At 59.4% G+C, this 14051-nt stretch carries 11 protein-coding genes; 6 read left to right on the top strand and 5 right to left on the bottom strand.

What is annotated here, in order from left to right:
- Positions 1-3 precede the first annotated feature (3 nt).
- The gene (locus LB552_RS15865) at positions 4-441 is read left to right on the top strand and encodes a CopG family transcriptional regulator (RefSeq protein WP_224608049.1); all 438 of its coding nucleotides are present in this window, start codon (positions 4-6) and stop codon (positions 439-441) included.
- 94 nt (positions 442-535) lie between these two features.
- On the opposite strand, the gene ehuB is transcribed toward LB552_RS15865, so the two are convergent.
- Positions 536-1408: an ectoine/hydroxyectoine ABC transporter substrate-binding protein EhuB gene (gene ehuB, locus LB552_RS15860; protein WP_224608046.1), complete on the bottom strand. Its 873-nt coding sequence runs from the start codon at positions 1406-1408 to the stop codon at positions 536-538.
- Between the two features lie 327 nt (positions 1409-1735).
- On the opposite strand from ehuB, the gene ligD reads away from it, so the two are divergent.
- Positions 1736-3511, top strand: coding sequence for a DNA ligase D (gene ligD, locus LB552_RS15855; RefSeq protein WP_224608043.1), 1776 nt, complete (start codon positions 1736-1738; stop codon positions 3509-3511).
- Between the two features lie 215 nt (positions 3512-3726).
- The gene (locus LB552_RS15850) at positions 3727-3990 is read left to right on the top strand and encodes a hypothetical protein (protein WP_224547917.1); all 264 of its coding nucleotides are present in this window, start codon (positions 3727-3729) and stop codon (positions 3988-3990) included.
- Between the two features lie 187 nt (positions 3991-4177).
- On the opposite strand, the gene LB552_RS15845 is transcribed toward LB552_RS15850, so the two are convergent.
- The 3 genes from LB552_RS15845 to LB552_RS15835 all read right to left on the bottom strand — a co-directional run bounded on the left by LB552_RS15845 (position 4178) and on the right by LB552_RS15835 (position 7009).
- Complete coding sequence (locus LB552_RS15845; protein ID WP_224547915.1) at positions 4178-4462, bottom strand: PilZ domain-containing protein; 285 nt, start codon at positions 4460-4462, stop codon at positions 4178-4180.
- A gap of 181 nt (positions 4463-4643) precedes the next feature.
- Positions 4644-5303 carry a hypothetical protein gene (locus LB552_RS15840; RefSeq protein ID WP_224547894.1) on the bottom strand — a complete coding sequence of 220 codons (660 nt, stop codon included), beginning with the start codon at positions 5301-5303 and terminating at the stop codon, positions 4644-4646.
- Between the two features lie 446 nt (positions 5304-5749).
- Entirely contained in the window at positions 5750-7009 is a 1260-nt protein-coding gene (locus LB552_RS15835; protein ID WP_224608040.1) for a GGDEF domain-containing protein, read from the bottom strand.
- Between the two features lie 2406 nt (positions 7010-9415).
- On the opposite strand from LB552_RS15835, the gene LB552_RS15830 reads away from it, so the two are divergent.
- Positions 9416-10153 (top strand): Crp/Fnr family transcriptional regulator, encoded by a 738-nt coding sequence (locus tag LB552_RS15830; RefSeq protein WP_224608037.1) that lies wholly within the window; start codon positions 9416-9418, stop codon positions 10151-10153.
- Positions 10154-10168: 15 nt separating this feature from the next.
- Positions 10169-10408 carry a DUF6894 family protein gene (locus tag LB552_RS15825; RefSeq protein ID WP_224608034.1) on the top strand — a complete coding sequence of 80 codons (240 nt, stop codon included), beginning with the start codon at positions 10169-10171 and terminating at the stop codon, positions 10406-10408.
- Between the two features lie 637 nt (positions 10409-11045).
- Here the strand turns inward: LB552_RS15825 and LB552_RS15820 are convergent.
- Positions 11046-11513: an Lrp/AsnC family transcriptional regulator gene (locus LB552_RS15820; RefSeq protein ID WP_140721070.1), complete on the bottom strand. Its 468-nt coding sequence runs from the start codon at positions 11511-11513 to the stop codon at positions 11046-11048.
- Positions 11514-11639: 126 nt separating this feature from the next.
- On the opposite strand from LB552_RS15820, the gene LB552_RS15815 reads away from it, so the two are divergent.
- Positions 11640-14021 carry a transketolase gene (locus LB552_RS15815; RefSeq protein WP_224608031.1) on the top strand — a complete coding sequence of 794 codons (2382 nt, stop codon included), beginning with the start codon at positions 11640-11642 and terminating at the stop codon, positions 14019-14021.
- Positions 14022-14051 lie beyond the last annotated feature (30 nt).

Here is a 14051-nt window from a genome sequence, read left to right as displayed (position 1 = left end):
GTCGTGACAGCAAGAAAGAAGAAGGTCCAAATTTCCGTCTATCTCGACCCTGCCGTGATGGCCTCGCTGGTCGACTATGCCGCCCGGCGCGATCGCTCGCAGTCGCTCATCGCTGAAGCGGCGATCGCCTCGTTCCTCTCTCCGGATGCCGACGCGCAACGGGAGGCGGCGATCTCCAAACGTCTCGACCGGATCGATCGCCGGATCGCGCGGCTAGAGCGCGACGTCGGCATTTCGGTTGAGACTCACGCGGTCTTCATCCGCTTCTGGCTTGCCACCACTCCGGCCTTGCCTGAACCGCTGGCCCAGGCGGCGCGCGCCAAGGCAAGCGAGCGTTATGACGCCTTCGTCTCCGCGCTTGGCAGGCGGCTGGCCAAGGGACCGAGCTTGCGGCAAGAAATCCCCGAAGACATCGAACCATCCAGCGATCCTGGGCGATAGTGATGTGGGGGCCTGCGGGCGGAGGCGCCGCCCGGGCTGGCGCAGCGCCGTTAGGTCCTGTTGATTGCTAGACGGCTTCCCGTTGCTGACCCGATCAGTTGGCGGCTCCGCACAACTGCGATGTTGTCAATCCTGGCGGCACGTTTTCCGTGGGGCCGAATCCGTACTTCGCCATGATGGTGGCAATCGTGCCGTTCGACATGACCTTGGCCAGCCCCTGATTGTAAAGGTCGCGCAGGTCACCATCATCCTTCCTGAACGCGATCGCGACGTAGCTGATCGACTTCTCGTCGGTCGTGAATGGGTTGGCGCGCTCCAGATCGGGGTTCTTTTTGCCGGCCAGCAGCCCGATGACCGTCGGGGAAGAAAACACCGCGGCGTCGATGCGGCCGGCGCGCAGTGCCGCGATGTTGGTCTCGATGTCGGGAAACTGCAGGATGCGATCGGCAGGGACGCCCTCGGCGATGGCGTTCTGGATGACGTTGCTGCCGCGGCCGCCGCCCATGATGGTATCGGATTTTTTGGCAAGATCCGCATAGCTATGGATCGCCTTGGGATTGCCGGCGAGTACGATCGCCGCGTCGTTCTGCCTCAGGTCGGGAGCGCCGAAGGCGACCTGCTGGCACCGCGGCGGCGTTATCGACAAGCCGGACGCCACGGCATCGAAACGCCCGGCCATCAAGCCAGGAATCAACGCGCCGAACTCGGTGACCTGGAAGTCGATCTGCTTGACGCCGAGGTCGGCGAACGCTGCTCTGAGCAGCTCCGGATGCCAGCCGAGCAACTCGCCGGTTTCTTCCTTCTTGTAGCCCCATGGCGCGCGGTTGTGGATGCCGATCACGATCCTGCCCCCTCTCAAGACGCGTTCCTTTGTCGTTTCCGCCGTGGCCGGCAGCACAGATCCAACAATCGCGGCATAGGCGATGCAGGCCAGGCCAATGGCGGCCGATCTGGCTCGAAATTTCATCGTGCAGTCCTCCCGTGAGATTGAGTTGCGCGCAGGGGGTTCGGCCCCAGCCCTTCAACGCTACGTTGAGGGTCGCCAATGCGTCAATATAGATATACAAGATATGTACAAAATATTGCCGACGCGAGGCAGCGAGAGGCGGCTCACCGCTGGATTGGCCGTTGAGCGGATAAGGCTCGGCGCACGATCATCGCCTACAAGGTTTCTAAGAACTTCCAGAGGTAGCAGCGAACCGCGCCGGCGGCGGGGATCATATTCAATTTTGCTAAAATCTTCGGAACCGATTGCTCCGGCCCGGTTTGAATCCCGGTTCAGGAGTTCGAGTGCATGCGTAAATTGACCGGTCACCTCGCCTTCATCGAGTTCCAATCACCGACGCTGGTCGAGAGCGCTCCTGCCGATACGGACTGGCTGCACGAAATCAAATACGATGGCTACCGGACCGAGCTTATCGTTGAAGGTGGCGCGGCACGTGCCTTCACCCGTCGGGGCTATGACTGGTCGCATCGGTACAAACGGATCGTCCAGGCGGCGGCGAACCTATCGGTCAAATCCGCAATCCTCGACGGCGAAGCGGTCGTCCTCGGCAAGACTGGCTTGCCGGATTTCCAGGCTCTCGAGCGGGAGCTGGCAAACCCGAGCTCGCCGAAGCTCATGTTCTTTGCGTTCGATCTTTTGTACCTCAACGGCCGAGACATTCGACAGCAGCCGCTGATTGAGCGCAAAGCTGCTCTGCACAGGCTCCTGCAGGAAACGGCTCCAACGCTGACCTTTGTCGAACACCTGGACATTAGCGGCAAGGACGTGTTCGACCATGCCTGCCGCATGGGCCTGGAGGGGGTGGTCTCAAAGCGGGCTGACTCTCCCTACCGTTCCGGTGTCCAAACGAGCTGGCTCAAGGTGAAGTGCGTCAAGAGCGACACGTTCCCGATTGTGGCTTTCGTCGAAAAGCTTGGCGCGCAGCCGCGCCGCGTTGCTTCCCTGTATATCGGCAGATGGGAGGGCGAGCGGCTGCTTTATGCTGGAAAAGCGCAAAGCGGCTATACGCTGGAGGCAGCCCGGCGAGTTCGCGAGCGGCTCGATCCGCTCATCATCAGCAAATCGCCTCTTTCGGAACCCATCAAAAAGCCTAAAGCAACTTGGGTGCGGCCGGAGGTGCCGGCTGAGGTGCAATTCAGTGGCGTGACCGACCGGGGTATCTTGCGCGAGGCGGTGTTCAAGGGATTGCGCGAGGATCTCGCTGTGATCCCAGCGAAGCCGCCGTCGCTCTCCAAGCGCAGGTTGGAGAGCCAACATGGCGTTCCTGGCGAGAACATTCTCCAGCTGCTACCCGATGCGGTTGCACCTTCCAGGGAAGAGCTTTTGGGCTACTGGCGGCGGGTGGCCGACCGAGCGTTGATTCATCTGGGCCGAAGACCATTGAAGCTGGTTCGCCATGCGTACGGGGCCACCTTCTATCACAAGGGGCCGCTGCCGCCGATCCCTGCGTCGGTGCACCAGCTGCGGGTGCAAAAACGCGAAGGTGGCGAAGGTGTCCGGGTTTGGGTGGATGACCTTGACGGACTGCTCGGCTTGATCGAAATGGATGTCATCGAGCTTCATCCTTGGAATGCCACGATTGACGACATTGAACATGCCGACCGGCTTGTCCTGGACCTCGACCCTGGCGAGGGCGTCTCCTGGGATGCGGTGATCGAAGCCGCGCTGTCGCTACGCGCGATCTTGGAAGCAACTGGCTTGGACAGCTGGCCGAAGCTCACCGGCGGCAAAGGTATTCACTTAATGGCACCGCTCGCCGCGAAGATGACTCATGACAGGGCGCGGCAACTGGCCAAATCGCTGGCCCAATGTCTCGTTGATGCCGATCCTGACCGGTACCTGTTGTCAGCCGACCCGGCAGCACGGAGAGGCCACATTTTTCTAGATTACCTTCGCAACGGCCGAGGCAATACCGCAGTTGGTGCGTTCTCACCTCGATCGCGGCCCGGCTTTCCGATTGCGCATCCAGTTACATGGAAGCAGGTTGAAGTCGGCATTAGGCCGGACGTTTTCACCATGAGCCATCCGTTTAGAGCCGCTGCTCAAACGGCGGCTCGACTGTAAGAAAGAGCACGGCAGGGTCCTGTCGATGACGTCCGCGTCGCATTCGAGGCTGCGGCGCGCTAGGAAGGGATGGTTTCGATCGAAAGAAAAGCCCGTCGCAGCTAATGAGCGTAAGCGACGGGCTTTCCGGGACGAAAGAGCAGCTACACCTCGGCGGATCGACTGCTTCGCTTAAATCATCAAATCGTGAATGCGTTCTATGATGGGACACTTTTTTGTTCGATGCCTTGGGAACCAAATCCGAGTTTGAAAGTTGCGGCCGCTGGGGGAAAAGAGATTCCCAGCCAATGTCAGACAAAAACCAGACGATACCGATCGTCCAAAAGCTCGTTCAAGAAACCGGTATTGCTGAGGCGCAGGCCTACGAGCTTGCCCTCCTAATTGGTATGAATTGGAACTCGCTCGTGCGAGAGGCGAAGCTCATTCGCGCTGCGGCAAGGGCCGAGGTCGCCCAGGACGGGCCGCCTGTCGAGAATTGACGCGCTAGGAACCGAAATATTTTTCCTGACCACCAGTCCGCCGGTCACGTAGAGGCTTAGAATCTGATCAGCCCATTGTGCTGGAGGACATACGGAAGGATCAGGACCATTCCGATCCCACATACCCATAGGATGGCTTTGTTCATTCCGATATCCGTTGAAGGCCACGCCGAACATTATCGATCCGTCAGCCATAGTGAAGCTTCGGCTTGCTTTCGGTGCCGGTAAATTGAACGCCGATCCTGTCGTTCTTCCGCCAGCGTATCACGCACCGGTAAGCGATCCCATCGACCGGGACATAGAGTAGAAATTCTGCCGGGACCCTAGTGTCGGCCGGCACTTTCAATTCTGCTCCAGCCGCGTGTTGATTGCGGATCGTGCACGTGGTTTCCGAGTTAGTAATGCTGGTGATGATCGTCGCGCCCTTGAGAACACGCTTCCGATGTTCGCGACGGTGGTCCTTTTCCGACAACGTGGATTCCTCCGGGCATAATCAGCGCCGATCGACCCCGAAGCCGCCCCTTCTTATCACGAACGAACCGCGGACGGCGAAAAGCCCGCCGCGTTGTCGCAGCGGACTTCCAACCGGCTGGAGGCCGGAGAGTGTCACAACGGGCCTCCTGCCTGTTCACACTTCCGTCCTGCAGGCCAGACTATCGGCGCGAAATCATCAGGCACAGTTGGCGCAGGTCCCGATCGTAGCTGTCCTGACTGCCCAGCACATCGACACAACGATTTTTCATCCGAGCCAATTGAGTGCCAGACAAGCCAGAGACAGCGCTGGCCACCTTGGGACTCGTCGGGTTAACCGGGCTTGTCAGGCCGCTCGGATTGGTTCCTACCCCGACCCCGGCAGTAACGCCGTTGCCGACCCCAACACCAACTCCGATGCCCGTCCCACTGGTGCCGCCTACCGTAGCGCCTAAGCCAGCCGTGACGCCGCTCGCACCGCCCACTGTCACCCCAGCGCCTGCGTTCACCCCGTTAGAGCCGCCTAGGGAAGCACCAGCTCCGGCATTGGCACCACTTGATCCGCCAATGGAGGCACCGAGCCCGGCGTTCACCCCATTGGAGCCGCCCAAAGAAGCTCCAGCCCCGGCGTTGACGCCATTTGATCCGCCAATGGAGGCACCGAACCCGGCGTTCACCCCGTTGGAGCCGCCCAAGGAGGCCCCAGCCCCGGCATTAACACCTCCACTGCCGCCGACTGATGCGCTGACGCCAATTCCGGCTGCATTTGCGGACACGCACATAATCGCGATGACAGCACCACCCGCGAAAGTTTTAGCAAGTTTTCCGAAGACGCTGGCCATAACATTCTCCTGTCGTTGCTTTGAGCACCTGCAACAAGCCATTTGCCGTTACTCAAATTAGTACGCCCCGAGGTACGGAGGGTTTCCGCGCAGAAGCATGAGCCGCAAGATATGGTTTCTCAGCGGTTAACAATATACTCGGAGTTTTAATGTCCTCGTCGTACTACCGCTGCCAAGCCGTTGTCCTCCGATGTTGGCTTGGCGGCATGGCGGGGAGGGTTGGTGAGATTGCGGGCCTGACGAACCCAAACTGCGGCGGCCGACGGCGTGGAGATCAGGGGAATCGCTAACCTTCGAATGGCGAGTCATGTTCGCCAATGCTGCGAGCCGCGCGTTGCAGGTCGAGCGGCGCTTGGCTTAGCCATGATGAATACGCACATTCAACTCACGTAGATTGAAATGCCAACATATTCCGGAACGGCCCACCGCGGACCCGCTCGAGAGCATCACCGTGTCGAGCGAATATGTTTACGTCCCGCTGGGTCGGGTGTGTGGAGCAGCACTCGGTTTCGGCCGGTTTGCTTGGCCAAATAGAGTGCGGCGTCCGCTTTACCCTGTAGCTGCTCCGGTGAAATGGCTTCGTCAGCGGTCTGAACTGCAACTCCAATGCTGAGAGTGACGCTGCGCGAGACGCGCGATCCTGGGTTGGGCAAAGCGGCGGCCTCAACGCTCTTACGAACCCGTTCAGCCACCGAGACAGCCTCTTCCTCTGTCACCCCGGGCAGCAGCACGAGGAACTCTTCCCCACCGTAGCGGGCAACATGATCTCGATCGCGCCTGACGTTTTCCTGGATAATGTTGGCGACCTCCACCAGACAGCGATCGCCCTCGGCATGGCCGAGGTGATCGTTCAGCTTCTTGAAGTGATCAATGTCGCACATCAGCATCGCGGCCCCGTCGAGGCAGCGTTGGTCGGTTCCCCACAGATGGTCGAGCGTTTCCGTCATCCAGCGCCGGTTGGCGATGCCCGTGAGCGGATCAGTCTTCGCCAGCAGTTCCAGCCGATCGTTCGCCTTAGCCAATTCGGCGACCCTGCGCCGGTCGCGCAACTCAAACAGGAAAGTCTTTTGAGCGAGAATTGTCATGATGCGACGGGCTGCAACCGTCGCGAACAAACCGCTGGCGAAGAACAGCGTTCCATCGATCGCGCTGCCATGCTCAATGGCCGGATTCTCCACCTGAAACACGAGATACAGTCCGAGCGCCAGCGCCGCGATCGCGACCGTCCAGGCCAGCGGGATGCCGAAGATGATGATGGCTGTAATGGCTACGAACAGCATGACGTTCAATTGCCGTTCATAGAACTCGCCGCCAGCGGCTACGCCGACCAAGGCTACCGACAGCAAAATCAGGAACATACCTGTAATCAGCGAACCCCCTTCGAGCCAGGAAGGGCGCGGCTTCCGCCATACGAGCACCACTGCGATGACGGCAGGGGGGATAATGGCTCCGGGCAGGAGCATAGATTGCGCGGTTGCGGTTGGGAGCACCAGCATGTTGAGCGCTAGCGTTAGCACATCCAGCACGGCCACCCAGATCATCCAGGCACGGATGATCTTCGCCGTTTGCGGCCAGACCCGTGCCCGAAACAGACGCCTGACCTCACCTTTGAGGCGGATGTCGCGCGTTCGGCGCGCCAGAAGCCGGTCGACTTCAGCAATTAAGGCAGGATCATCCTGCACGTCGATGTGCGTAAGATCTGACACAGTCGAGAGGCCTTACGCTTTCTCCTGATCACCCATTCGGACCCCACCCGGAGTTCCGTACAGCCCAAGCGTGTCAAACTATCCTGAAGATTTCATTTCCAGGCGTGGTGTGTTCCAAGAACCTGGGCTGCAGCCAAGGACGTGGGCATCCGGCTGGAAGCCTGACCGGCGCACCGTGCTCTGCGCGAGATCAACTCTTGGATCTTGGTGTCTCGCGTTCGAGAGTCCCTCGGTCGTTCGTGTTCTGAGATGGCGCGTAGCCGCGCCTTAGGTTTCCGCAGCGGTTTTTTGCTTTGCGTCAAAACATCAAATGAGATTAGTTTCTCATGTATTCCGCTCAGGGAGCTCTGCATACCGATTCCTCAAGGAGCTAACCAAGCTGGCGTGTTCAGTTCGGCCGAGATCGCCTTGTTGGCACGCGTGCTCGAAGATTGAAACCGATGGTCAATCGCTTCAGCGACGTGAAGCGCTCGCGTCTCGCGTTATAGCAAGCTATCAGGCAGGCATTAGAGACGAGGAAGAACTGGCGTCGGAAGCTACCGCTCGGACGCTAATGGCCATACCTAGGAGGCCAAATATTGGCAGGTGCCTGGACTAGGCCTTCTTGGCAATTCGGAGCTTTGAAAGCAATTTCCACAATTCCGTCTCGTCAGTGATTCCCTTATCGAAGGCTGCGATAACTTCGCACGCAAGGCATTCCCTCTGCTCCTCGTCTTTGAGGGCCAGACGTCGCTCTCTGCACAGTTGGTCGAATACCCTCTGAAGGATGTCGAGATCGCAAGGCGCGTATACGCCGCTGTATTTCTTGAAGGCCACTGCGCTTCTGTCCCCCCGGACCCGAGCAAACTGAACTGTATGATCGCGCTCCCTGCCAAACTTGGGCGCTAGTAATCGCATGCCGCGTAATCCGAACGAGTGGCGATATTTGGCCCTTCTGCCGCCTATCGGAACCGCTCCAAATCTGGACCCGAGAGCATGCTTTTGTTGCGCTCAGCCGCTCTAGCGATTGCGGCATCGATCTCGTGGCGTATTGGGCCTGATTCCAGCGTTGCGCCAAAATTTCATATCTTCAGCGAGTTGAATGATCCACGTCGAATTCACGCGGCCTCCCTCGTCCACGCGTGACCGCCAGAAAGCCGCTGGAGCAACTGGCCATACCGTCGAGCCAGGTTCCTCTCGGCGTCAAGCAACTCGTGCTCCCCAGTCAAGCCGTTCATAAAAAGCTTGAGCAAATGGGACGCTAAGCGTTCCCCTTGTTCCGAAGCGGATAAAATGCCGCGCTCAGCGCAGATCGCCCGAAGAACCCGAGCTAGCATCTCGATTTCGCTCGCGTCCAAAAACCGACCTGGATACAGCATGACGTCCGCTCCCGAAAAGCCCGTTGATCCAGCGTTTACGCGACGTCAGGTACGGCTCGCGATTACCTATGATAGTCTCATTCTTTTTTTCCGATCTAATGCCGCCAAGACTCCTGTTCCGGGCGAGAGGCCGTTGGAGCAGGATCAATTCTGTCCATGCACGCAAACCGCGATGCAAAGGTTCCGGGTGCACAAACTATCGGTGACGAGACGATGATGCCTTCTAGAGCTCACGAAAACTCCCTTGAGCAGGGAGGTGACGCAGCTCTCGCCAAGACTCGACTTCAGCAATTTCAGTGGTGCGCAAGCTTAGAACGGTTTCTTCATGCCCCGATAACATGTGTTATTCCGCGGGAACAGGTCACGGCCTAGCTTGAAGGTTCAGGAAAGGCACAGTGGCATGCGGGGAGGCACCATGAATTTCGTGAGAAATGGCGTCGGTCCGTTTGAGGCCGCCATGGTCGCGGTCATGACCTTAGCGGCGATCGGAATCATACTCGTCATTGTCCTAGGGATTTACTGAATTTCCCTCCGTCCGTTCATCGTCAGATCACGAATGCCCGCCAGTCACGCCAACGCAACAGCCCGATCCCACCCGCACAATCAAAGAAGATCAGGACGTCAAGGATCGCGTCTGTGCGCTCCGGCACCCGCCTACATGGATTGGCAACCGCCGGGGGGCGGTGCAAGCGCGAACGCCGCTTAGAAATCAACGGATGAGCGGAACGACATCGAACGGCGTCGTTACCGGGCGTTGCGAATCATACCTCTTTGGAACCACGCTTATGCCGATTACCTCGGGCCGCGACCTCGTGCAGAGGCTTCTGGAAGAAATCATTACCGAGGCACAAGCGCGAGAGTTGGTCTCTCTACTCGGCACGAATTGGTCTTCGCTCGTCCGAGAGGCCAAAGCCATCACCAAAAAACCGAGGCCGGGACTGCGCTCGTAAGACATTTCCAAGCTCGCGCTTGGCAGCAAAGCCGCCCGCCAAATGGAACATTACCGCCTAATCCAGGTTCGGTACGCAACTCAACCCGGTCACCCAACTTGGCACATGTCCTTTCCCCGAACGTTTTGATCCGTAAGCTTCAGAACATCTCCGATCTGACCCAGTCAGATATAGCTATTTTAGAAGGCATTCCGCTTTCAAAGAGGGACTATCATGCAAACGAGGATATTGTACGCGAGGGCGATCGACCTACTCATTCATTTGTGGTCTTGGAGGGCTTGGTGGGATCCACCAAGCTTACCGGCGACGGCAAACGGCAGATCACGTCCTTCTTTGTTCCGGGAGATATTCCCGATCTGCACGGTATGCATCTCTCGGTTCTGGACTGCACCTTCTCATCGCTCGCGCGCGCCAGTCTGGGCTTCATGCGGCATGATGCTATGCGAGCCATCTGCGACCGACATGCCTCCATAGCCGCTATATTTTGGCGCTCGACGCTGATCGACGCAGCGATATACCGAGAATGGGTTACCAACGTTGGAAGGCGCGACGCCTATACCCGTATGGCTCACATATTGTGCGAACTGATCGTCCGCCTTCACTCGATGGGGGTTATCAAAGATCATGTAGCCAATCTCCCGGTCACGCAGGCAGCCCTTGCCGACGCGTTGGGCCTGTCAACTGTCCACGTGAACCGAGTGCTTCAGGAGCTGCGACGCAACGGGCTTATATTTACCGAGGGCACCCGATTTCATGCTGTTGATTGGGCCGGGCTCGTCCGAGCCGGAGATTTTGACGCCACCTACTTGCATCAAAGGACCGCAACAACATTCTGATGGCGAGCTGGTGCGATGGCGAGATACTTCTTTGATAGCGGTGATCGCGACGTTGTCCTCAAGGATGAGGTAGGCATCGAATGCGATGGGATCGGGAGCGCGCGTCGTCAGGCCATAGAAGGTCTGGTAGACCTGACGAGAGAATTCCTTAAGGACCTCAATGGCCAGGAGTTGTTCATCGAAATCCGCAACGAGCATGGAGAAAAGCTGGCAAGGTTGAGCCTATCTCTGCATGCGCAACCGAGCGCTCAATGAAGGTTAGGGGTTTCCGTGACTGGCGGCGGTCTTTGCCGCTTGGACGCAGACCACCCTTGATGATCGCTGACCGCCTATGTCGCCCGTAATGAGCATATCGCGACGCCAGAAATTGACAGTCGGCATCCCCGCAAGCAAAGCAATTCGACCGCTTGTCAATTTGGAAAGCGCTTGGATTGCTTTGCATTCCTGTACAACCCGCGGTGGCGGAGAACAAAGCGGCGTGGACATGATCCCAGTCCCTGTGGGACAACACTTGCACCGGCTTCTCCGATGAATCAGATCGGAAGAGTTTCGGAAACGTGAGTCGATTGGAAGCCTACGTCCAAGTGAAGAAGCGCTTTCCCGTTCTTATCGAGCAGCGAAATAAAGCCTGCTTGGCCGACGTCCCTTACAGCCACGGCAGCCGGAATCTTGATGGTGCCCAGCGTAGCTGAACGTCGGATAACGGAGTACCTGTCGGCACTTGGCAAATTTGTTTGACATGTGTCGGCAAGGCCGAAATAGGGATTGCCGCAGCTCTCGCGTGTGGCACGAGGGGAATGCATCTGTGGGTGAAATACTATCGGGGTAGGTGACGGGTGCCCAGCCTCGCTTCAGTTGCCGCCGCCAGGGCCGTCGCAGAATACTTGCTCGTTCAAATGGGCAGCACTTCCGAGCGCTTGACCTGGCCCAGGGCAAAGCTGCTTTCGATCGAAGCGATGTTGTCCAGCCGCGTCAGCTTGTCCTTGATGAACCGCTCATAGGCCTCGAGGTCGCGCACCACGATGCGCATCAGGTAATCGCGCTGGCCGGTCATCAGATAGCAGTCGACGACCTCCGGCCAGCGCAGCACGGCCTGCGAGAAACGGTCGAGATCGTCCTCGCGTTGCCGTTCAAGCTTAATCGACGCGAAAGCGCTGATCGGCAGGCCGAGCTTCTTCTGGTCGACGACCACGGTGTAGCCCTTGATGACGCCGGCGCTCTCCAGGAGTCTGACGCGCCGCGCGCAAGGCGAGGGCGACAGACCGACGGCTTCGGCGAGGTCGTTCGAAGTCGCCTTGGCGTTCTTCTGCAGCGCGGCGATGATCTTCAGGTCGATTGCGTCAAGCGCTGGATTTGGCATCGTTCCCTCGTTTGGGCGTCGTTATTGGCTGGAGCAGCCAATATGATCGATCGGTTTGAGCAAGAATAGTCACATTTGGAAGAGCGACGCAGGTATCGTTGAGCCGCGATTTCACAGGAGCCGACGATGACGATCCTTTCCGAGCTTGAGCGCAAGGTCCTCTGGCTGGCCGTCTGGATGATCCATCACGCCAATCATCTTCGGGCGTCGACGGACGGCCTCAAGGTCGGCGGCCACCAGGCGTCGTCGGCGTCCGCGTCGACCTTGATGACGGCGCTCTATTTCCAGATCCTGAGGCCGCAGGACCGCGTCGCCGTCAAGCCGCATGCCAGCCCGGTATTCCATGCCATCCAATATCTGTTCGGCAAGCAGACGGTTGAGCAGCTGCAGAATTTTCGTGGCTATCGCGGCGCGCAGTCTTATCCGTCCCGAACCAAGGATATCGACGACGTCGATTTCTCGACCGGGTCGGTTGGACTGGGCGTGGCGCAGACCCTGTTCTCGTCCCTGGTCCAGGATTATGTCACGGCAAAAGGCTGGAAGACCGATCGGCCGGAAGGCCGGATGGTGGCCCTGCTCGGCGACGCCGAAATGGATGAAGGCAATATCTTCGAGGCGCTTCTCGAGGGCTGGAAGCACGGCCTGCGCAACACGTGGTGGGTCGTCGATTACAACAGGCAGAGCCTCGACGCGGTAGTGCGCGAAGGCCTGTGGCAGCGTTTCGAATCCATCTTTCGCAACTTCGGCTGGGATGTGGTGATCCTGAAACATGGGACGTTGCAACAGGCCGCCTTCGAGGAAGAGGGCGGCGAAAAGCTGCGGACCTGGATCGATGCATGCCCCAATCAGCTCTATTCCGCGCTGACCTTCCAGGGCGGCGCTGCCTGGCGCAGGCGCCTGCTGGACGATCTGGGCGATCAAGGACCGGTCAGCCGTCTGATCGAGAAGCGCAGCGACGATGAGCTTGCGGCCCTGATGGCAAATCTCGGCGGCCACGATCTGGCGAGCATCATCGATGCCTTCGAGCAAGCGCGCGGACATGATCGTCCGACCTGCTTCATCGCCTATACGATCAAGGGCTTCGGCCTGCCGCTCGCCGGCCACAAAGACAATCACGCCGGACTGATGACACCGACGCAGGTCGACGTGCTGCGGCAAGGCATGGGAGTCCGCGAGGGCCGCGAATGGGACATTTTCGAGGGCCTTGCCTATGACGAGGCTGCGATACGATCCTTCCTCGCGTCGTCGCCTTTTGCGCAGCCAGCCCCGCGTCGTCACAAAGCCCCAGCTGTTCCGGTGCCAGCGCGCATCGGCTTCGGCGCTCAGCCGGCCATGTCGACACAACAAGGTTTCGGGCTTTTGATGCACGAGATCGCAAAATCGGACAGCGAGTTTGCAAGCCGTGTCGTCACGACATCCCCCGATGTCACCGTCTCGACCAATCTCGGCGCCTGGGTAAACAAGCGGGGTCTGTTCGCGCGCGGCGACCAGGCGGACATTTTCCGCCAGGAGCGCATTCCCTCCACCTTCAACTGGACGTTTGCGCCGTCGGGACAGCATATCGAACTGGGCATTTCGGAGATGAACCTTTTCACGATGCTTTCGGCGCTCGGGCTATCGCACTCGCTTCACGGCGAGCGCCTGCTTCCCGTCGGCACGCTCTACGATCCCTTCATCGAGCGCGGTCTCGATGCGCTCAACTATGCCTGTTACCAGGACGCCCGCTTTATCCTGGCGGCGACGCCCTCCGGCGTGACGCTGGCTCCAGAAGGCGGAGCGCATCAGTCGATCGCCACGCCGCTGATCGGCATGGCGCAGGACGGTCTGGCGACGTTCGAGCCCGCCTATGTCGACGAACTGGCAATCATCCTGCGTTGGGCATTCGACTACATGCAGCGTACCGGCGAAGCCGAGCCTGACGACCATACCTGGCTGCGAGATCAGACCGGAGGTTCGGTCTACTTGAGGCTCTCGACGCGCTTGATCGAGCAGCCGACACGCCCGATGGAAAGTAAGCTGGCGCGCGACATCGTCGATGGCGCCTACTGGCTGCGCCCGCCCGGGCCAAACGCCGACCTGGTGATAGCTTATTCCGGCGCAGTCGGGCCGGAAGCGGTACAGGCGCTGGGATTGATGGCCGGCGATCGGCGCGATGTCGGGCTTCTGGCCGTGACCTCGGCCGATCGGCTGAACGCCGGCTGGTCAGCCGCAGCCCGGGCGCGCCAGTACGGCCATCCGCGCGCTTCAAGTCATGTCGAGCGCCTTTTTGCCGGTCTTCCGGCGTCCTGCGCCATCGTGACGGTGTTGGACGGGCACCCCGCGACGCTCGCCTGGCTGGGGTCGGTCCATGGCCACCGTACACGTGCTTTGGGCGTCGAGCATTTCGGCCAGACTGGTACGATCGCCGATCTCTACCGGCATTACGGGATCGATGCGCAAGGTATCATGGCTGCAGCGCAAGTGGTTTCGGTTGGCCGGCCGCTGAGGCACCTCGGCTCCGCCGCCTGACCATCGATCACCCGCCTCCCGGCCGGCTCG

This window comes from Mesorhizobium sp. CA7, assembly GCF_020165015.1.
Lineage (GTDB): Bacteria > Pseudomonadota > Alphaproteobacteria > Rhizobiales > Rhizobiaceae > Mesorhizobium.
This window is presented reverse-complemented; position numbering and strand designations above follow the sequence as displayed.